At 69.6% G+C, this 19,840-nt stretch carries 20 protein-coding genes; 13 read left to right on the forward strand and 7 right to left on the reverse strand.

The genetic code is table 11. The features are described 5' to 3' along the window. Window positions 1-10: 10 nt before the first annotated feature. The 7 genes from IEY69_RS07960 (at window position 11) to IEY69_RS07990 (ending at window position 8,202) form a co-directional block, all read left to right on the forward strand. Window positions 11-1,336, forward strand: a complete 1,326-nt coding sequence (locus IEY69_RS07960; protein WP_229783744.1) for an ABC transporter substrate-binding protein — start codon at window positions 11-13, stop codon at window positions 1,334-1,336. 145 nt (window positions 1,337-1,481) lie between these two features. Continuing rightward, on the forward strand, window positions 1,482-2,396 hold the full coding sequence (locus IEY69_RS07965) for a carbohydrate ABC transporter permease (RefSeq protein WP_189072609.1): 915 nt from the start codon (window positions 1,482-1,484) through the stop codon (window positions 2,394-2,396). Window positions 2,397-2,534: 138 nt separating this feature from the next. After that, window positions 2,535-3,353, forward strand: coding sequence for a carbohydrate ABC transporter permease (locus IEY69_RS07970; RefSeq protein ID WP_189072610.1), 819 nt, complete (start codon window positions 2,535-2,537; stop codon window positions 3,351-3,353). Beyond that, the gene (locus tag IEY69_RS07975) at window positions 3,350-4,855 is read left to right on the forward strand and encodes a mannitol dehydrogenase family protein (protein WP_229783745.1); all 1,506 of its coding nucleotides are present in this window, start codon (window positions 3,350-3,352) and stop codon (window positions 4,853-4,855) included. The genes IEY69_RS07970 and IEY69_RS07975 overlap by 4 nt, the downstream gene beginning before the upstream one ends. Next, window positions 4,852-5,598: an SDR family NAD(P)-dependent oxidoreductase gene (locus tag IEY69_RS07980; RefSeq protein ID WP_189072611.1), complete on the forward strand. Its 747-nt coding sequence runs from the start codon at window positions 4,852-4,854 to the stop codon at window positions 5,596-5,598. The genes IEY69_RS07975 and IEY69_RS07980 overlap by 4 nt, the downstream gene beginning before the upstream one ends. A gap of 29 nt (window positions 5,599-5,627) precedes the next feature. After that, window positions 5,628-6,698: an NAD(P)-dependent alcohol dehydrogenase gene (locus IEY69_RS07985; RefSeq protein ID WP_189072612.1), complete on the forward strand. Its 1,071-nt coding sequence runs from the start codon at window positions 5,628-5,630 to the stop codon at window positions 6,696-6,698. Next, the gene (locus IEY69_RS07990; protein WP_189072613.1) at window positions 6,688-8,202 is read left to right on the forward strand and encodes an FGGY-family carbohydrate kinase; all 1,515 of its coding nucleotides are present in this window, start codon (window positions 6,688-6,690) and stop codon (window positions 8,200-8,202) included. The genes IEY69_RS07985 and IEY69_RS07990 overlap by 11 nt, the downstream gene beginning before the upstream one ends. Window positions 8,203-8,256: 54 nt before the next feature. Here the strand turns inward: IEY69_RS07990 and IEY69_RS07995 are convergent, their stop codons facing one another. Beyond that, window positions 8,257-8,823: a PsbP-related protein gene (locus IEY69_RS07995; RefSeq protein WP_189072614.1), complete on the reverse strand. Its 567-nt coding sequence runs from the start codon at window positions 8,821-8,823 to the stop codon at window positions 8,257-8,259. Window positions 8,824-8,828: 5 nt separating this feature from the next. After that, a complete protein-coding gene (locus tag IEY69_RS08000; RefSeq protein ID WP_189072615.1) occupies window positions 8,829-10,277 on the reverse strand; it encodes an ATP-binding cassette domain-containing protein in 1,449 nt (482 codons plus the stop codon). A gap of 97 nt (window positions 10,278-10,374) precedes the next feature. Between IEY69_RS08000 and IEY69_RS08005 the strand changes: the two genes are divergently transcribed. From IEY69_RS08005 to IEY69_RS08015, 3 genes are read left to right on the forward strand one after another with little or no spacing between them, the layout of a single operon-like run. Beyond that, window positions 10,375-10,938: a histidine phosphatase family protein gene (locus IEY69_RS08005; protein ID WP_189072616.1), complete on the forward strand. Its 564-nt coding sequence runs from the start codon at window positions 10,375-10,377 to the stop codon at window positions 10,936-10,938. 14 nt (window positions 10,939-10,952) lie between these two features. After that, window positions 10,953-11,870: an SPFH domain-containing protein gene (locus IEY69_RS08010; RefSeq protein ID WP_189072617.1), complete on the forward strand. Its 918-nt coding sequence runs from the start codon at window positions 10,953-10,955 to the stop codon at window positions 11,868-11,870. A gap of 2 nt (window positions 11,871-11,872) precedes the next feature. Beyond that, window positions 11,873-12,343, forward strand: a complete 471-nt coding sequence (locus IEY69_RS08015; protein WP_189072618.1) for an NfeD family protein — start codon at window positions 11,873-11,875, stop codon at window positions 12,341-12,343. A gap of 58 nt (window positions 12,344-12,401) precedes the next feature. On the opposite strand, the gene IEY69_RS08020 is transcribed toward IEY69_RS08015, so the two are convergent. Continuing rightward, complete coding sequence (locus tag IEY69_RS08020) at window positions 12,402-12,989, reverse strand: antibiotic biosynthesis monooxygenase (RefSeq protein WP_189072619.1); 588 nt, start codon at window positions 12,987-12,989, stop codon at window positions 12,402-12,404. A gap of 102 nt (window positions 12,990-13,091) precedes the next feature. On the opposite strand from IEY69_RS08020, the gene IEY69_RS08025 reads away from it, so the two are divergent. Next, window positions 13,092-14,468, forward strand: a complete 1,377-nt coding sequence (locus IEY69_RS08025; RefSeq protein ID WP_189072620.1) for a hypothetical protein — start codon at window positions 13,092-13,094, stop codon at window positions 14,466-14,468. A 161-nt stretch (window positions 14,469-14,629) separates the two neighbouring features. On the opposite strand, the gene IEY69_RS08030 is transcribed toward IEY69_RS08025, so the two are convergent. The 3 genes from IEY69_RS08030 to IEY69_RS08040 form a co-directional block, all read right to left on the reverse strand. After that, a complete protein-coding gene (locus tag IEY69_RS08030) occupies window positions 14,630-15,076 on the reverse strand; it encodes a DinB family protein (RefSeq protein WP_189072621.1) in 447 nt (148 codons plus the stop codon). 9 nt (window positions 15,077-15,085) lie between these two features. Continuing rightward, window positions 15,086-15,340 (reverse strand): hypothetical protein, encoded by a 255-nt coding sequence (locus IEY69_RS21695; protein ID WP_229783746.1) that lies wholly within the window; start codon window positions 15,338-15,340, stop codon window positions 15,086-15,088. Between the two features lie 232 nt (window positions 15,341-15,572). Then, window positions 15,573-16,034 carry an Lrp/AsnC family transcriptional regulator gene (locus IEY69_RS08040; protein WP_174366804.1) on the reverse strand — a complete coding sequence of 154 codons (462 nt, stop codon included), beginning with the start codon at window positions 16,032-16,034 and terminating at the stop codon, window positions 15,573-15,575. Between the two features lie 175 nt (window positions 16,035-16,209). On the opposite strand from IEY69_RS08040, the gene kamA reads away from it, so the two are divergent. Beyond that, the gene (gene kamA / locus IEY69_RS08045; protein ID WP_189072622.1) at window positions 16,210-17,643 is read left to right on the forward strand and encodes a lysine 2,3-aminomutase; all 1,434 of its coding nucleotides are present in this window, start codon (window positions 16,210-16,212) and stop codon (window positions 17,641-17,643) included. Window positions 17,644-17,786: 143 nt separating this feature from the next. Continuing rightward, window positions 17,787-19,148, forward strand: a complete 1,362-nt coding sequence (locus IEY69_RS08050; RefSeq protein WP_189072623.1) for an acetyl ornithine aminotransferase family protein — start codon at window positions 17,787-17,789, stop codon at window positions 19,146-19,148. 111 nt (window positions 19,149-19,259) lie between these two features. On the opposite strand, the gene IEY69_RS08055 is transcribed toward IEY69_RS08050, so the two are convergent. Further along, window positions 19,260-19,784, reverse strand: a complete 525-nt coding sequence (locus IEY69_RS08055; protein WP_229783747.1) for a hypothetical protein — start codon at window positions 19,782-19,784, stop codon at window positions 19,260-19,262. Window positions 19,785-19,840 lie beyond the last annotated feature (56 nt).

Here is a 19,840-nt window from a genome sequence, read left to right on the forward strand (position 1 = left end):
GGAACCACCCGTGAATCGACTTGCCCTGCTCGCCCTGACCGCCGTCCTCAGCCAGGCCAGCGCCGTGACCATCACCATCGCCACCGTGAACAACCCGGACATGGTCACCATGCAGAAACTCACCCCCGAGTTCAACAAGAAATACCCCGACATCCAGGTCAAATGGGTGACCCTCCCCGAGAACGAACTGCGCCAGAAGATCACCCTCGACGTCGCCTCCGGCGCCGGCAGCTTCGACCTCGCCACCGTCGGCGCCTACGAGGTCCCCATCTGGGCCAAGAACGGCTGGCTCGAACCCCTCAGCCCCCTGTTCGGCAAGTACCCCGACATCGCCAAGAGCTACAACCTCGCCGATGTCCTGCCCGGCGTGCGCGGCGCCCTGACCGTCGGCGGCAACCTGTACGCCGTGCCCTTCTACGCCGAGAGCAGCATGACCTACTACAACAAGGACCTGTTCAAGGCCGCCGGACTGACCATGCCCGCCCAGCCCACCTGGACCCAGGTGCAGAGCTTCGCCAGCAAGATCCACAACCCCAGCAAAGGCATCTACGGCGTGTGCCTGCGCGGCCTGCCCGGCTGGGGCGAGAACATGGCCCTGTTCACCACCATGGTCAACACCTTCGGCGGCCGCTGGTTCGACAATAACTGGCAGGCCCAGGTGAACAGCCCCGCCTGGAAGAACGCCATGACCTTCTACGTGAACCTCGTCAAACGCTACGGCCCTCCCGGCGCCACCGGCAACGGCTTCACCGAGAACCTCACCCTGATGAGTCAGGGCAAGTGCGGCATGTGGGTCGACGCGACCGTCGCTGCCGGGTTCCTCAGCGACCCCAGCAGCAGCAAGATCACCAAATCCGTCGGCTTCGCCAAAGCCCCGGTCGGCACCACCCCCCGCGGCAACAACTGGTACTGGAGCTGGAACCTCGCCATTCCCAAGAGCACCAAGCAGGAAGACGCCGCCTTCAAGTTCCTGACCTGGGCCACCAGCAAGGACTACATCGCGCTGGTCGCCAAGACCAAGGGCACCTGGGCCAGCGTCCCCCCCGGCACCCGCACCAGCACCTACCAGAACGCCAACTACAAGAAAGCCGCCGGGGCCTTCAGCGGCCTGGTCCTGAGCAGCATCAACACGGCCGACGTGAACAAGGCCACCAAGGACCCCGTGCCCTACACCGGCGTGCAGTACGTCGCCATCCCCGAATTCCAGGCGCTCGGCACGCAGGTCGGCCAGTACCTCGCCGGGGCGCTCAGCGGCCAGTACACCGTCGATCAGGCGCTGAAACTCGCGCAGGACGCCGCGAACAAGACCGCCCGCGAAGGCGGCTACCAGAAGTAACCCCACGGGGGGCGCGGCGACCTCCAGTGCCGCGCCCCCACTCCGTCCAGCACAGTCCCAGCGCACCCCAGGGGAGGCCCGAGGCGACCACCTCGCCTCCCCTGCACCGCAGTGCCCACCCCGTCCACACAGGAGGTGAAGTTTCATGACCGCCGCCGCCACCCCGCACGCCAGCGTCGCCCCCGCCCCCAAGCGGGGTTTCCGTCTGACCCCCGCCGCGCTGATCTGGCCCGCCCTGCTGTACCTGATCCTGACCACCCAGGTGCCGTTCTTCATGACGGTGTACTACTCGTTCTTCCGCTACAACCTCGCCATTCCCGGCGCCCGCCCGTTCATCGGGCTGGACAACTACAAGAACCTGCTGACCGACCCGCAGAACCTCACGATCCTGTGGAACACCGTCGTCCTGGCCGGCGGCACCCTGATCCTGACCCTGATCATCGGCGCGGCCCTGGCGCTGCTGCTGAACCGTGACTTCCCGGGCCGGGCGCTGCTGCGCACCCTGCTGATCAGCTCGTTCCTGGTCATGCCGGTCGTGACGGCGGTCGTGTGGAAGAACATGCTCCTGAACCCCGCCTTCGGGTTCTTCTCCTGGGTGCTGACCAGCCTGGGCCTGCCGCCGGTGGACTTCCTGGCGCAGCACCCGATGGCCAGCGTGATCGCCATGATCACCTGGGAATGGACGCCCTTTGCCATGCTGATCCTCCTGACCGGCCTGCAGAGCCTCCCGGACGATCAGCTGGAAGCCGCCCGCCTGGACGGCGCCAGCCCCTGGCAGGAATTCCGCTACGTGGTGCTGCCCCACTGGACGCAGGCCATCCAGGTGGTCGTCCTGATGGAAACCATCGCGCTGCTGCAGGTGTACGGCGAGATCTATGGCAGCACGTCCGGCGGGCCCGGGCTGGCCACCACCAACCTGCCGTACTTCATCTACCAGAAGGCCTTCGCGGAGTACAACATCGGGCTCGCCAGCGCCGCCGGGGTGATCACCGTGGTCCTCACGAACGTGCTCGCCGCGTACATGCTGCGCCTCCTGACCCGCACCAGCAGGAGCGAATGACATGAGGCAGATTCCGTCTGTTTCGTTCACAACCCGGAACATCACCGGGTTGCTCACTCCACGCCCGGAACCCGCTTCGCTCCCTCTCGCATCCGCTCGAACTGAACGGTTGGCGCAAACCGTTCAGTCGGAGTCCGTATGAAAGCCCAGATCCGACTGAGAAACGCCCTGCTGACCCTGGTCACGTACCTGATCGCCGCCGCGTTCCTGTTCCCGCTCGTGTGGATGTTCATGGCCGCCTTCAAGACCGAGGCGCAGGCCTTCGCCACCCCGCCCGTGTTCATCTTCACGCCCACCCTGGAGAACTTCGAAAAGGCCATGGGCACGTACTTCCCGGCGCTGCGCAACTCACTGGCGGCCGCCGTGGGCAGCACCATCCTGGCCTTCATCCTGGGCCTCCCGGCGGCGTTCGCGCTGGCCGTGTACCCCACCCGCCGCGCGCAGGGCGTCCTGACCTGGATGCTGTCCACGAAATTCATGCCCGCCGTGGGCGTCATCGTGCCGCTGTTCCTGATCTACCGCAACCTCGACCTGCTCGACACGCTGCCCGGCCTGATCCTGATGTACACCACCATGAACCTCCCGCTGGTCGTGTGGATGATGCACTCCTACATGACCGAGATCCCCTACGCGATCTACGAGGCCGCCAAGGTGGACGGCGCGACCGTCGCGCAGGAATTCTTCGGGATTGCCCTGCCGCTGAGCACGCCCGGCATGGCCGCCACCGCGCTGCTGTGCCTGATCTTCGCGTGGAACGAGGTGTTCTTCGCCCTGAACCTCACCAGCGCCAACGCCGCGCCGCTGAGCGTGTTCATTGGTGAATTCAAGACCAGCCAGGGTCTGTTCTGGGCGCAGCTGAGCGCCGCCGCCACCCTGGTCGTCCTGCCGGTCCTGATCTTCGGCTGGGTCGCCCAGCGGCAACTCGTGCGCGGCCTGAGCTTCGGAGCGGTGAAGTGACCGTGACCACCCCCAGCTTCCCCCTGCGCGCCGCGAGCCTCCCGGCCCTGGCCGCCCGCGTCGCCGTACCCACGTACGACCCGCGCGGCCTGCGGACCGGCATCGTGCACTTCGGCGTCGGCGCGTTCCACCGCTCGCATCAGGCCATGTACCTCGACCGGCTGCTGAACCTCGGGCAGGCGCACGGCTGGGCGATCTGCGGCGTGGGCGTCCTGCCCGGCGACGCCCACATGCGCGACGTCCTGCGCGACCAGAACCACCTCTACACCCTGCTGACCCGCGCCCCGGACGGCCACAGCGAGGCCCGCGTGATCGGCGCCATTCACGACTACCTGTTCGCCCCCGACGACCCCGAAGCCGTCTGCGAGCGGCTGGCGCACCCCGCCACGCGCGTCGTGTCCCTGACCGTCACCGAGGGCGGCTACAGCCTGAACAACGCCACCGGCGAGTTCGACCCTGCGGGGGACGTCCTGCACGACCTGCAACCCGGCGCCGTGCCCCGCAGCACCCTGGGCTTCCTGACCGAGGGTCTGCGCCGCCGCCGCGAGCGCGGCCACCCGCCCTTCACCGTCATGTCCTGCGACAACATCCAGGGCAACGGGCACGTCACCCGGCGCGTCCTGACCGCCTTCGCCCGCCGCCAGGACCCGGACCTCGCCGACTGGATCGACCGCGAGGTCGCCTTCCCGAACAGCATGGTCGACCGCATCACGCCCGTCACCACCGACACCCTGCGCGCCGACCTGGAACGCGACTACGGCGTGCGCGACGCGTGGCCCGTCGTCGCCGAGCACTTCACGCAGTGGGTGCTGGAAGACCACTTCACCTGCGGCCGCCCCCCCCTGGAACTCGCGGGCGTGCAGCTCGTGCCGGACGTCGAACCGTACGAACTCATGAAGCTGCGCCTGCTGAACGCCGCGCACCAGGCCATGAGCTACCCCGCGCTCCTGGGCGGCCACACGTTCGTGCACGAGGTCTGCCAGCAACCCGACTACGCCCAGTTCCTGCTGGACTACATGGCCCTCGAAGCCCAGCCGACCCTGCACCCCGTGCCCGGCATCGACCTGAGCGCCTACCAGCACGAACTGATCGAACGGTTCTCGAACCCCGCCATTCAGGACACGCTGGCCCGCCTGATCGTGGACGGCAGCGAACGCATTCCCAAATTCCTGCTGCCCGTCGCCCGCGAACAGGCCGCGCAGGGCGGAGACCTGCGCCGCTGCGCGCTGGTCGTCGCCGCCTGGAGCGCGTACGTCGCGCACGCCGCCACGCGCGGCGAGCCCCTGGTGGACGTCCGTGCGCCCACCCTGACCCTGGCTGCGCTGGCCGACCAGACCCGCCCCGGCGCGTTCCTCGATCAGCCCGACGTGTTCGGCGACCTGGCCGGAACTCCCGCCTTCGTGCAGGCCTACCTGGACGCCCGCACCTGCCTCGCCACCCTGGGCCCGGTCGGCGCGCTGCGCGCCCTGCACGTCACCTCCACCCAAGGAGAACACGCATGACCATCCTCGACCTCTTCCGCTTGGACGGCCGCCACGCCCTGGTGACGGGCGGCGCGCAGGGCATCGGCTTCGAGATCGCGCAGGGCCTCGCGCAGGCCGGCGCGCGCGTGACCATCGCCGACCTGAATCCCGACACCGGCCACGCCGCCGCCCGCAGCCTCGGCGGGCAGTTCGAGGTGCTGAACGTCACCGACGCCAGTGCCGTCGCCGCCCTGGCCCGGAAGCTTCCGGACGTCGACGTTCTCGTGAACAACGCCGGGATCGTCCGCAACACCCCCGCCGAGGACACCCCCGACGACGACTGGCGCGCCGTGATCGACGTGAACCTCAGCGGCGTGTACTGGTGCTGCCGTGAATTCGGCCGCAGCATGCTGGAACGCGGCCGGGGCAGCATCGTCTCCACGGCAAGCATGAGCGGCCTGATCAGCAACCATCCGCAACCGCAGGCGGCGTACAACGCCAGCAAGGCCGCCGTGATCCACCTCACCCGCTCCCTGGCGGGCGAGTGGGCGCCGCGCGGCGTGCGCGTGAACTGCGTCGCGCCCGGCTACACCGCCACGCCCCTCACGAAACGCGGCCTGGACACCCCCGAGTGGCGCGAGACGTGGCTCAAGGAAACCCCGATGGGCCGCCTCGCGGAACCCGCCGAGATCGCCCCGGCCGTGCTGTACCTCGCGTCCGACGCCGCCAGTTTCGTCACCGGGCACGCCCTGGTCGTCGACGGCGGCTACACCTGCTGGTAGGAGCCCACCGGCATGTTTCAAGGAGTGACATGACCCTGAGTTCGAGAACGTCCGTCCTGACCGGCCCGCGGCAGCTGGACTGGACGGCCCGCGAGGTCCCCGAGCCCGGCGCGCGGGAGGTGCGGGTGCGCGTCACGCGGATCGGCGTGTGCGGCAGCGACGTGCACTACTACACGCATGGGAGGATCGGGCCGTTTGTGGTGGACGGCCCGCTGGTGCTGGGGCACGAGGTGAGTGGCGTGGTGGAGGCCGTGGGCGCGGGCGTGACCCGCGTGCAGCCGGGGGACCGCGTGGCGCTGGAACCCGGCGTGCCGTGCCGCCGCTGCGCGTCCTGCCGCAGCGGGGCGTACAACCTCTGCCCGGACATGCGGTTCATGGCGACGCCCCCGGTGGACGGCGCCCTGGCCGAGTATGTGCTGTGGCCCGACGACTTCGTGTACCGGGTGTCAGGCAGCGTCAGTGACGACGCGGCGGCGCTGCTGGAACCCCTGGCGGTGGGCCTGTGGGCCGCCCGCAAGGGCGAGGTGCGCCCCGGTCACGCGGTGGCGGTGCTGGGCGCCGGGCCGGTGGGCTGCACGACCGTCATGGCGGCCCGCGCGGCGGGCGCGACCACGGTCATCGCGGTGGATCTGGAGGACTTCCGGCTGGATCTGGCCCGCGAGGTCGGCGCGACCCACACCATCAACGCCCGGCACGCGGATGCCCTGGCGGCCATCCGGGAGCTGTGCGCCGCGCGCGACGGCCTGCCGCTCTCGCACGCGGGCGTGGACGTCGCCTTCGAAACCGCCGGGAGTCTCCCCACCACGCGCCTGACCCTGGCCGCGCCGAAACCGGGCGGCGTGGCCGTGCTGGTGGGCCTCCCGCCCGACCCGGAGGTCAGCCTGGACATCGTCAGCGCCGCGAGCCGCGAGGTGACGCTGCGGGGCGTGTTCCGCTACGCGAACTGCTACCCGGCCGCTGTAGAGCTCGCCGCGACGGGCCGCGTGAATCTGGACGCGCTCGTCACGCACCGCTTCCCGTTCGACCGGACGCCCGAGGCGTTCGCGTTCGCCGACCGCGAGAAACGCACGTCCATGAAGGTGATGATCGATGTCAGCTGAACCGGCGCAGGACCTCCTGATCGGGGTGGATGTCGGCACGTACTCCAGCAAGGGCGTCCTGACCACGCTGGACGGGCAGATCGTAACGCAGCACGTCGTGCCGCACGGGATCTCGGTGCCCCAGCACGGACACGTGGAGCAGGACGCGGACGCGGTGTGGTGGGCGGACGTGGTGACGATCCTGCGCGCGCTGCTGCGCGAACCCGGCATGGCCGGGCGGGTGGCGGGGGTGGCGTGCAGCGCGATCGGCCCCACGCTGCTGCCGCTGGACGCGGCGGGGCGGCCGCTGCGGCCCGGCATCCTGTACGGCGTGGACACCCGCGCGCAGGCGCAGATCGACGCACTGAACGCCGAACTGGGCGAGGCGGTGATCCTCGCGCACAGCGACATGGCCCTGACGAGTCAGGCGATCGGCCCGAAGATCCGCTGGCTGCGTGAACACGAACCCGAGGTGTGGGCGCAGGCACGCACGCTGACGAGTGCGGGCAGTTACCTCGTGTTCCGCCTGACCGGCGAGCACGTCATCGACCACCATACGGGCGCGCACTTCATGCCGCTGTACGACCCGCGCGCCCGCACCTGGACCGCGCAGTTCGCCGCGTCCGTGCTGGGCGACCGCGGACCGCAGGTGCTGCCCCGCCTCGCCTGGAGTAACGAGCGGGCCGGTCAGGTCACCGCAGAGGCCGCCGCCGCCACCGGCCTGCGTCCCGGCACGCCCGTCGCGGTGGGCACCGTGGACGCCTTGGCCGAGGGCCTCAGTGTCGGCGCGGCGCGGCCCGGCGACCTGATGATCATGTACGGCTCGTCCACCTTCTTCATCCTCACGCAGCAGCACCCCACCCCCGACGCGCGCGTGTGGTCGGTGGGCGGCGCGTTCGAGGGGCAGGTGAACCTCGCGGCGGGCATGAGCACCACCGGCAGCCTCACCCGCTGGATCGTGGACGAGTTCGCGCGCGAACAGGACACCGCAGCCGCCTACGACACGCTGTTCACGCAGGCGGCCGCGCTGCCACCCGGCGCGGACGGCCTGCTGATGCTCCCGTACTTCAGCGGCGAGCGCACGCCCATCAACGACCCGCAGGCGCGCGGCGTGGTGGCGGGCCTGACCCTCTCGCACACCCGCGCGCACCTGTTCCGCGCGGCGCTGGAGGGCGTGGGTTACGGCATCCGCCACAATCTGGACGCGCTGCGCGACCTGGGCGCGGACGTGCGGCGCGTCATCGCGGTGGGCGGCGGCACGAAGGGCGGCACGTGGCTGCAGATCGTCTCGGACATCACCGGGCAGGTGCAGGAGGTGCCGCAGGTGACCGTCGGCGCCAGCTACGGCGACGCGTTCCTCGCGGGACTGGCCGCCGGGGTGCTGAGCCACGCCGACCTGGACCGCTGGGTGCAACCGGGCCCGCCCGTCACGCCCGACCCGGCCACCCGCGCCGAGTATGACCGCCTGTACCGCCTGTACCGCGCGCTGTACCCGGCCACCCGCGACATCGTCCACGCCCTGTGACCGCAACGACGAACCGCGGCCGCCCTGGATTGAGCGGCCGCGGTTCGTCGGAGATTACTTCAGGGTCAGGCTGGTCAGGATCGAGCGGCCTTCCTCGATCTGTTCGGTGGTCGTGCCGCTGGGCTGCACCAGCGTCGCGGTGAACAGGCGGTTGTTCTTCAGGGTCAGCACCTGCGTCCACCGGACCATGCCGTCGTCCCCGTCGCCCAGGTACGTCCAGAGGATCGCGGGCGTGCTGCCCAGCTTGATGGTCTTCTCGCCCAGCATCTTGAACTTGGGCACGTCCCTGCTCAGCTGCGACGCGAACAGGTCGCGGAAGTCCGCCAGGGTCGCCTTCAGCTTGGGGTCCACGTCCTGTACCTGCACGGTGACGGTGGGGCGCACGTTCCCCGCGTCACGGTTGATGAACGCCACGTCCGCGCCGGGCACGTTCTTCAGGGGAATCCACCCGGCAGGGACGCGGATCGAGTAGCCCTTGGAACTGGTGGCGGTGACGGCCTCCACGGTGCGCGTCCCCTCCGCCGCGGGGGGGGTGGCCGTGGTGGCCGCGCCCTGCGCGAGGGCCGGGGTGAGACTCAGGGCCGCGAGGAGCAGCGGGGGCAGCAGATGGGCGCGCTTCATGAGCGTCAGGGTAGAGCCTGAAGGTGAGCCGAGTCTGACTGGAGCGGGCGCGTGAACGCGACCCGGCCGCCGTCCAGGTGCAGGTGGTGCGTGAGGCCCGCCGGGGCGTCCGTGTCGCGGTGCGCGATCACCATGACGTGCGTGCCCGCGCGGGCCAGACCGGGCAGCAATGCCAGGAACGCGGCGCGCGAATGGGCGTCCAGGAAGTCCAGGCCCTCGTCGAGGATCAGCAGGCGCGGGCGGTGCGCGACCGCGCGGGCCAGCAGCAGCCGCCGCAACTGTCCCTGCGACAGCGACTCCGCCGTGCGGTCCAGCAGGTCCGTCAGGGAGAGGTGCGCCGCCAGTTCCTCCACCACGCGCGCCTGCTCCGGCGTGAGGTCGGGGCTGAAGCCCTCCGCGCCGCTCCAGGCACTGCCGATCACCTCGCGGCCCGACCAGTCCCGCCGCTGCCGGATGCCCAGCTCCGCGCTGACCAGTCCCATCTGCGCGCGGCGCTCGGTCAGCAGGTCGCGCCCCAGGAACGCCCGCCGGACGCTCCCGCCCAGCGCGGGATGCAGCTCCCCGGCGATCAACCGCGCCAGCGTGCTCTTGCCGCTGCCGTTCTCGCCGGTCACCAGCCAGTGCTCCCCCGTGCGCCACGACCAGCTGACCGGCCCCAGCGCGCGGTGCCCGTCCCGGAATACCACGGCGTCCCGCACGTCCACCAGCACCTCCCCACCACCCGACGAGCCCGGCAGCGTCAGGGCAGGGGAGGGCGCGTCTCCGACCGGCGTGGCCTCGGTCACCACGCCCCCCTCCACCCGCAGCGTCCGCCACGGTAGGTCCGGGGCCTCCTCCGGGCGGTGCATGGCGAGCACCACCCCCACCCCCGACGCGTGCACCCGCGCGATCAGCGCGCCCAGTTCCGCGCGGGCCTGCGGGCTCAGGCCGTCCGTGAACTCGTCCAGCAGCAGCAGTTCCGGCGCGGGCATCAGCGCCGCGCCCAGCATCACCCGCCGCCGCTGCCCATGGCTCAGCGTCCGCACGTCCCGCCCCAGCAGCGTCCCCAGTCCCGTCAGGGCCGCGACCTCCGCCACACGCGCCCGCGCCCCCGGCGTCGCCTCCCACAGGTTCAACCGCTCGCCGGACAGCGCCGCCAGCAGCACGTCCTGCACGGTCTGCACCCACTCGCGCGTCAGGTAGAACGCCTCGGCATCCGGCCCGACCAGCCGCAGCGACCGCCGCGCCCACACCGCCGAGCGCTGCACCCCGCCCCCCAGGCCGTACACCCGCTCGCCACGCACCGGGGCGACCTCACCCGCCAGGAGGCGCAGCAGCGTCGTCTTCCCACCCCCGTTCGGCCCCCACAGCCGCAGCGCCGCGCGGCGCGGCACGTCCAGCGTCACGCCGCGCAGGCGCGTGTCCCCACCCGCGATCACGTCCACGTCCCTCAGGGCCACCAGCGGCGCACTCATCCCCGCGAGTCTAACGGCGCGTCGCCCTGCGGGCCGGGGAGGCGTCTACGCGATCCGGCAGACGCCAGCGCGCCCAGGGGCGTGCTCTGCTGCGCTCATGCCCCGCATCCTGCACCTGATCAAACACGGCAGACCGCAGTTCCGGACGGGCGTCCCGGCGCACGAGTGGCCGCTGGCCCCGGACGCCCTGACCGATCTGCCCGCGCTGACGGCGCGCCTGGACCCGCGTCCGGACGTGATCGTGTGCTCGCTGGAACCCAAGGCGCACGCGACCGCGCAGGCGCTGGCCGATCACCTGGGGGTGCCGCTGCGGCCCATGCACGGCCTGCACGAGCAGCTGCGGTACACGGCCCGCTTTCACGCCGACCCGACGGATTTCCAGGCGGAGTACCGCGCGTTCTTCGCGCAGCCGGACCGGCTGGTGGTCGGCGAGGAGACCGCACGGGATGCCCGTACCCGCTTCTCGAACGCCGTGAACGCCGTCATGGCCGCCAACCCGCAGTCGACCGTTGCGGTCGTGGCGCACGGGACGGTCATCAGCCTGTTCGTCGCGGCGCTGCGCGGCGTGGACCCGTACCCGCTGTGGCGGGACCTGCCACTGCTGGGGGTCGTCACGGTGCCCTGGGAACCCGGCGCAGCGGGGGCGCGTACTGCCCCGTAAAGGGAGGCAATTTCATGGGATTCACCATTTTTGTGATCGTGCTGCTCGTGCTGGTGCTGGTCACGCTGTTCGCCGGAGTCAAGAGCGTGCCGCAGGGCAGCGAGTGGACGCAGGAACGCTTCGGGAAGTTCCAGCGGACGCTGAAGCCCGGGCTGAACATCATCATTCCGTACATCGACCGCATCGGGCGCAGAGTGAACATGATGGAACAGGTGCTCGACGTCCCCAGTCAGGAGGTCATCACCAAGGACAACGCCCTGGTCACCGTGGACGGCGTGGTGTTCTACCAGGTGCTCGACGCCGCCAAGGCCAGCTACGAGGTCAGCAACCTGAACCAGGCGATCCTGAACCTCACCATGACGAACATCCGCACCGTGATGGGCAGCATGGACCTCGACGAACTGCTGTCGAACCGCGACCAGATCAACGCCCGCCTGCTGACCGTCGTGGACGAGGCCACCGAGCCGTGGGGCGTCAAGGCCACGCGAATCGAGGTCAAGGACATCAAACCTCCGGCCGATCTGGTCGCCAGCATGGCCCGCCAGATGAAGGCCGAACGCGAGAAACGCGCCAACATCCTCGATGCCGAGGGGTTCCGGCAGGCCGCGATCCTGAAGGCCGAGGGCGAGAAGCAGGCCGAGATCCTCTCCGCCGAGGGACGCCGTCAGGCGGCGTTCATGGAGGCCGAGGCCCGCGAACGCGCCGCGCAGGCCGAAGCCGAGGCGACCCGGCTGGTCAGTGACGCGATTGCTGCGGGGAACGTGCAGGCCATCAACTACTTCGTCGCGCAGCGCTACGTGGACGCCCTGAAGGACATCGCCAGCGCCCCCAACCAGAAGACCCTGATCCTGCCGCTGGAGGCCACGAGCATCCTGGGCAGCCTGCAGGGCGTCGCGGAGATCGCGCGCGACGCCTTCGGACGCAAGGGCTGACCGTGGACTGGCTGCCCACCCTGGAACGCGTGCAGTCCTGGCACTGGTGGGTGCTGGGCGCCCTGCTGCTGATCCTGGAAGTCGCCGCGCCCGGCATCTTCTTCGTGTGGCTGGCCCTCGCCGCGTTCGCGCTGGGCCTCTTGGTGTTCGTCCTGCCCATCCTGCCGGTCGCCGTGCAGCTGCTGCTGTTCGCCGCGCTGAGCGTCGTGGCGGTCACGCTGGGCCGCCGCTACGTGACGCGCCTCCTGCCGGACTCGCCGGAGGCGGGCCGCGTGAACCGGGGTTCGCACCGGCTGGTGGGGCAGACGGTCACGGTCGTCACGCCCATCGTGAACGGCATGGGCCGGGTGCGGGTGGGGGACAGCGAGTGGCGCGCCACCGGCCCGGACACCCCGCAGGGCGCGCGGGTCGTGATCGTCGCGGCGGACGGCCCGACCCTGCACGTCCGCGAGGTCAACGGCACCTGGACGTAATCCAGACGTAGGAAGAGGCGGCCCCGGATATACCTCGGGGCCGCCTCCCGTTCAGGGTTCAGGTGCGCCGGGTGGGGTACAGCCAGGGGCGCAGCAGGCGCGACAGCCATGGCAGCACCGGCCAGTTCAGGAACAGCGTGGAGACCGACGCGGTCGCCAGCGTGGACGCCCACGCGGGCCACTCCCCGGTGAGGGGCCGCAGCAGCCACGCGAACAGCATGATCAGCGGGTACACGCCCACGATGCCCACGATCACGTTCTTCCACAGCGGCGGGGCGGGCAGGCGCGCCGGGCGGTCGAACCACGCCTCCAGGCCCTGCGCCTCGCGGTACTCGACCTCGTCGGCGGTGAACTCGTCCAGTTCCGCCAGCGCCGAACGGTACGCGGGCGTGGCGCGCCACGCTTCCAGCGCCTGCGGGGACGCGAACCGAACCAGCGTCACGTACTCCGCGACCGGGCCGCCCGCGTCCCGCAGGACGTGCAGCCCCACGAAGCCCGGCTGGGTCGCCTGGAGGGCGTGCAGGCGCCGCGCCCACGCCTCATAGGCGTCGAGTTTCGACAGGCGGACGCGTTCGGTGACGACCAGGGTGATGCCCGTGGCCTGGGGCGGAACAGTGGTGGGGGAGGGTGTGGCAGCGTCGGACATCAGCCCCGCAGTCTACCCGACGCGGGGCGTGCGCGGTGCCGGGCGCGCGGTTCATACTGGACGTCCCCCCGGTCCGCGCCCCCCTGTCTGGAGGTTCACCGCATGCGCATCCGCCCCGCCCACCTGCTCCTGCTGGCCCTGAGCACCCTGAGCGCCGCGCACGCCGCGACGTTCGACGTGTACACCTACACGCCCCCGAGCGGCTGGACGCAGACGACCGCGAAGGGCGTCACGCGCGTCAGCCGCAACGCGGGCGGCCAGTACTGCCTCTTCGACCTGTACCCCGCCACGAAGGGCAGCGGAAACGTGAAACAGGACTTCCGCAGCGAATGGAACACCCTGGTCGTGAAACCCTTCGGTCCCGACGACGCCCCCGAGGAGGAGAGCGGCGAGCCGGTCAGCGGCTGGCAGACCCACCTGGGCGGCGCCTCATTCGAGTTCGAGGGCGGGACCAGTCTGGCCGTCCTGGCGACCTTCAGTGCGGCCGGGCAGGCGGCGAGCGTCCTGATGCTCGGCAACGACGAGAAGTGCCTGGAGCAGTTCGACGCGTTCCTGACCACCCTGCGCCTGAAAACCCCCACCGCCCAGACCGCGCCCACCCCACCGAAACCCGCCCCGGCCCCCGCAGCGGGCGGCCTGAACACCGCGCCGCTGAAGAGCACCTTCAAGTTCGACACGACCACCTTCGACGACGGGTGGGTGTCCGTCGTGCAGAAGGACTGGGTGCTCGCCCGGCGCGGCACCACCACCATCCGCCTGCACTACCCCACGGGCCCCACGTACAACCCGGACTCCGACGCTGCGCTCCGCGACGCGTGGAATACCCTCGTCGCGCCCCGCTACCGCGACCTGCAGGACTACCGTCAGGCCTTCGACACCCTGAACTTCGAACGGCCCTACCTCGCCAGCGGGACCGCCACCAGCCTGGAGACCGGGGCGCGGGTGTACGTCGCGCTGTTCCGGCAGGCCGAGAGCGGCTGGATCGAGATCGTCACCCCCGACCGCGACACGTTCCTGAAGACCTACCGCCTGGACCCCGCGCAGTTCTACGGCGTGGACGACGCCCTCCTGCGGCCCCTGCGGAACCTGCGCGGCCTGAACCGCTTCGCCGTCGCCGCCAGCGACCTCACCGGCACCTGGAGCAGCAACGCCAGCGGGTATACGCAGTGGGTGAACGCCTTCACCGGCCTCAGCGCCGGCGCCACCGGATTCTCCAGCAACGAGACGTTCGAGTTCGTCGGGAACGGCACGTACCGCTGGAGCCTCGCCATGGCCAGCGGCGTCGTCGGCGCGCAGACCTTCAGCGGCGCCAAATCCAGCGGCAAACACGCCATGAAGGGCAACTGGCAGGTCAGCTTCAGCGACATCGAAGGCAAACCCAAGGTGTACAACGCCTACTTCGAAGCCGGACGCGGCGGGCAGCGCATCCTCTGGATGCAGTCCGTCGGCACATACAGCGCCTACGTCAATGTGAAGTAATACGAACTCGGATTGAATGGCTTACAAAGCCGCTGGGTCCGAGCGGATGCGACTCGTAGAGCTGCCCCGCAGAGGAGGAGCACAACGGGTTCCGGACGTGGAGCTGACAACCCGGTGGCGTTCCGGGTTGTCAGCGAAACAAACGGAATCCGTAGAACCGTTCAGTCCAGCATCCGGCGGTGGTAATCCACCTGTCCCAGGTGCCAGTTCAGGTGCCCGTACAGGTGAATCAGGAAGTACCGGACCGTCATGCCCTCCGGGAAGCCCGGCAGGTGCCGCGCACTCACCTCATCCAGTCTCGACTCGTCGAGGCCGTCCAGGGTCGCCACCACCCGCGCCGACACCTCCCGCAGGCCCGCGATCAGTTCCGCGCGGGGCACGTCCCGCCGGGCGAACTCCGCCTCCCGGTCCCGCGTGAACGGCACGCCGCCCAGGTCCGCGCCGACGAACTGCGACAGGTTCCCGATCAGGTGCAGCGCCAGCGTCCCCGCCGGATTCACGATGTCCCCCCGCACCCGCCACACGGAGGCGTCGTCCGGGTACGCTTCCAGTTCCGTGATCAGCTTCTGGATGTCCCGCACGAACAGCTCCCGCAGTTCAGGCCACATGAGGGCAGCTTACCCGCCCTGCCCCTCCCGGAGGGCGCGGAGGATCAGGTTCTTCACCTGCGTGCGGCTGTCCGGAGTCCAGGTGGTCAGGGCGTACGCGGTTGGCCACATTACCCCGTCGTCCAGCCGGGCCGCGTCGCTGAACCCCAGCGTGCCGTAGCGGGTCTTGAATTTCGCGGCCGCCTGATAGAAGCACACGACCTTGCCGTTCAGTGCGTACGCGGGCATGCCGTACCACAGGCGCGGGGTCAGGTCGGGGGCCACCTCGCGGATCAGGCAGGTGGCGGGCCAGGGTCCGCTCGGGTTCGGGCAGTTCGGTGATGCGGGCCAGGACCTCCGCGTCACCGTCGGTGGCGGGGCTGGCCTTGCGGGAGGCGCGCACCTCCCGGGCGCGGTCCTTCATGGCAGCGCGTTCCTCGGCGCTGAAGGCGGCGTCCGGCTGGGCCTTACGGGCGGATCTGGAGGTCATGCTGAACTGTACCCGCTCTGCTCCGGCTCACCTGGGCGGGAGGAGCAGTTTGCCTTCCAGGGGGGTGCTGAGGACGATGCTGGTGTCGCAGGTGAAGCCCATGTTGATCAGTTCGGTCAGCATGTGTTCCAGCGCGCCGACGTCCGGCACAGCGACTTTCAGGATGCATGAGTTGTCCCCGGTGACGCTGTGGCATTCCAGCACGCCGTCGTGTCTGGTGGCCCAGCGGACCAGGGTGGGGTCGTTGCGGCCACTGTCCTGCACGCCGATGAACGCAGTGATGGTGCGCCCCAGGGGTTTGCTGGCGACGCGGATGCCGTAGCCGAGGATCACGCCGGCGTCCTCGAGGCGGCGGACGCGTTCGGTGACGGCGGGAGCGCTCAGGCCGACGCGGCGGCCGAGTTCTCGCATGCTTAGGCGGGAGTCCGTCTGGAGTTCCTGCAGGATGCGGTGGTCGAGGGGGTCGAGGTGGCCGCCGGACTGTCTCATACGCCCCCACCTTAGCATTTGGAAGGTGGGGGGTGGCGTTTGAGAGGCTGGTGTGCGGCGACCCCCGCGCACCTGACAGGCGACGCGCATTCCAATCAGCCCGGCACGGCGCGGAAAATAAGGAAGCACTCAAGTCGAGTCTCATCCCCAAGCAGTCGCTTCTGGAGGTTCCCCCATGCCCATTCACCCGCAGGCCACCCTTCGCAGCCAGATGATGCTGCCCCGCAACCACCGCGCCGACAAGTGGGCCGACGTGCCCGACGAGCAGTGGTACGACTGGAAATGGCAGCTGAAAAACCGCATCAACAGCGTCGCCGAACTCGAGGAAGTCCTCACCCTCACCGACAGCGAGCGCAAGGGCGCGTCAGCGGAGGGCATCTTCCGCCTGGACATCACCCCGTACTTCGCCAGCCTCATGGACCGCGACGACCCCACCTGCCCCGTCAGGCGCCAGGTCATCCCCACCGAGGAAGAACTCCAGCCGTTCACGAGCATGATGGAAGACTCCCTGGCGGAGGACAAGCACAGCCCCGTCCCCGGCCTCGTGCACCGCTACCCGGACCGCGTGCTGATGCTCGTCACCACGCAGTGCGCCAGCTACTGCCGCTACTGCACCCGCAGCCGCATCGTCGGCGACCCCACCGAGACCTTCAACCCCGCCGAGTACGAACAGCAGCTGAACTACCTGCGCAACACCCCCCAGGTCCGCGACGTGCTGCTCAGCGGCGGTGACCCCCTCACCCTCGCGCCGAAAGTCCTGGGTCGCCTGCTGGCCGAACTGCGCAAGATCGAGCACATCGAGATCATCCGCATCGGCACCCGCGTCCCCGTGTTCATGCCCATGCGCGTCACGCAGGAACTCTGCGACGTCCTCGCGGAGAACCACCCGGTGTGGATGAACATTCACGTCAACCACCCCAAGGAAATCACCCCGGAAGTCGCCGACGCCTGCGACCGCCTCACCCGCGCTGGAGTGCCCCTCGGCAACCAGAGCGTGCTGCTGCGCGGCGTGAACGACCACCCCGTCATCATGCAGAAACTCGTACGCGAACTCGTCAAGATCCGCGTGCGCCCCTACTACATCTACCAGTGCGACCTCGTCCACGGCGCCGGGCACCTGCGCACCACCGTCAGCAAGGGCCTGGAAATCATGGAAAGCCTCCGCGGCCACACCAGCGGCTACAGCGTCCCCACCTACGTCGTGGACGCCCCCGGCGGCGGCGGCAAGATCCCCGTCGCGCCCAACTACGTCCTCTCGCACAGCCCCGAGAAGCTCATCCTGCGCAACTTCGAAGGCTACATCGCCGCGTACAGCGAACCCACCGACTACACCGGCCCCGACATGCTCGTCCCCACCGACTGGCAACGCAAGGAACCCGGCCAGAGCGGCATCTTTGGCCTCATGGAAGGCGAACGCATTTCCATTGAACCCAAGGAATTCGCCGAATCCCGCCACCGCCCCGGCGCCACCCAGCACCGCCTCAACAGCCGCGAAGACAAATGGGCCGCCCACGGCATCGGCGCGCAGGCCACCGACACCGCCCCCGACGGCATGATCGAAACGCCCCAGCCCGTCCAGAGCGAACCCCAGACCATCAGCGGCGACTGACGCGATAGCTGATTGCTCGGTCGTCTGCGCGGCCCGCTCCGCCTGAGCGGTGCCAGAATCACCCGCCTCCCCTTGAGGGGAGGTGCCCCGAAGGGGCGGAGGGGTCGCCCGCGACCCTGCCGCCTCTCCCCAGGAGAACTTCCATGACCACTCTTGCCAAACCCCGTCAGCCTGAACTGAAGACTGCTCTGCCCGGCCCGAAGACCGCTTCGATCATGGAGCGGGACAGCCAGCACCTCTCGACGTCGTACATGCGTCCTTACCCCTTCGTGCCGGATCACGGTGAGGGCGTGTGGCTGACGGACGTGGATGGGAACACCATGCTGGATTTCTTCGCGGGGATCGCGGTGAGCACGACCGGGCACGCGCATCCGCATGTGGTGCAGGCGGTGCAGGAGCAGATCACGAAGTTCACGCACGTGTGCCTGACGGATTACCCGCAGGAGATCACGACCAGCCTCGCTGAGCGTCTCGTGAAGCACGTGGAGAAGCCGGGTGAGAAGTGGCGCGTGTTCTTCAGCAACAGCGGCGCCGAGGCGGTCGAGGCGGCCGTGAAGCTGGCGCGCAACCACACGGGGCGGCAGCACATCATCTCGACGATGGGCAGCTTCCACGGGCGGACGTACGGCGCGATCACGCTGACGGGCAGCAAGACGAAGTACAAGCGTGGCTTCGGTCCGCTGCTGCCTGCCGTGTCGCACGTGCCGTACCCGAACCCGTTCCGTCCGCCGCTGGGCAGCACGGCCGAGACGTGCGGTCAGGCGGTGCTGGATCACATCGAGGGGCTGTTCGTGGGCATCCTGCCCGTCGATGAGGTCGCGGCGATCATCGTGGAACCCATGCAGGGCGAGGGCGGGTACATCGTGCCCCCGGCGGACTTCCTGCCGGGCCTGCGGGCGCTGTGCGACAAGTACGGCATCATGCTGATCTTCGACGAGGTGCAGGCCGGGATGGGCCGCACCGGGAAGATGTTCAGCTTCCAGCACTTCGACGTGCAGCCGGACATCATCACGTCCGCGAAGGGCATCGCGTCGGGCATGCCGCTGGGCGCGCTGCTGGCCAAGGAGAGTGTCATGACGTGGCCGGTCGGGTCGCACGGCAGCACGTACGGCGGGAACCCGGTGGCGGCGGCGGCGGCGCACTCGACGCTGGACCTGCTGGAAGGCAAGGTGCAGCACCTGGGTTGCGGCGCGAACCTCATGGACAATGCCGCGCAGGTGGGCGAGTTCATCATGGCCGAGCTGAAGGGCATGCAGGCGGAATTCCCGTTCCTGGGCGACGTGCGTGGGCGCGGCCTGTTCATCGGACTGGAGTTCGTGAAGCCCGACGGCAGCCCGGACGGCGCGCTGCGGGACCGGGCGAGCATGGCGATGTTCGAGCGGGGCCTGCTGAACCTCGACTGCGGTGAGGCCGTGATCCGTATTTCCCCGCCGCTGATCCTGACCCGCGAGGAGGCCGCGACGGGCCTGGAGATCATGCGCGAGACGCTGCGCACCCTGCTGTAAGGGAGGGGCAGGCGGGCCGTCCGGGTGACCTCCGGCGGCCCGCCTGCCCTGCGGATCAATGAGAAAGGGGAGGCCGGAATGGGCCTCCCTCTCTCATGCTGTGCGGATGGATTACTGCAGGCGCTTCATGATGGCCTGGAGGCTGGCGCTGTCGGCCCACGCCATGCCCTTCTCGACGTACATGCGGGCCATGGTCTGGTCGCCACGCTGCAGGGCCAGGAAGGCGAGCTTGGCGGCGCTCAGGGATGCCCACTGCTTCTCCTGGTCAGTCAGGTCGCCCAGGCGGGTCCAGGCGTTGTACGCGTTGATCCACCACTGGGTCTTGGTGTACAGCTGCGCCAGGTACGCGTTGTAGTCGCGGTTGGCGGCTTCCATGCTGGCAGCGTAGTAGGCGTGGTCCACGGCGGCCTTCCACAGCGTGCGGTCGTAGAAGGGGACGGGGTAGGCCACGTCCGCCTGCACGGCGTACTCCTGAGCCTTGGCGAAGTTCTCGCTGGCGCTCATCATGGCCGGGGCATTCACGGGTTCCGCGACGGTGGTCGTGGTCGTGGTGGTCTCGGTGGTGGTCGTGGTGGTGTCCTGCGCAGCGGCGAGGCCGGTCAGCGCGAACGCGGTCAGCATGAGAATCTTCTTCATAACAGTTCGCATCTTAGGCTCTACCCTGAGGCTCGTCCACGCCACGATCAGCACCG

Origin of the sequence: Deinococcus sedimenti (genome assembly GCF_014648135.1) — a bacterium.
GTDB lineage: Bacteria > Deinococcota > Deinococci > Deinococcales > Deinococcaceae > Deinococcus > Deinococcus sedimenti.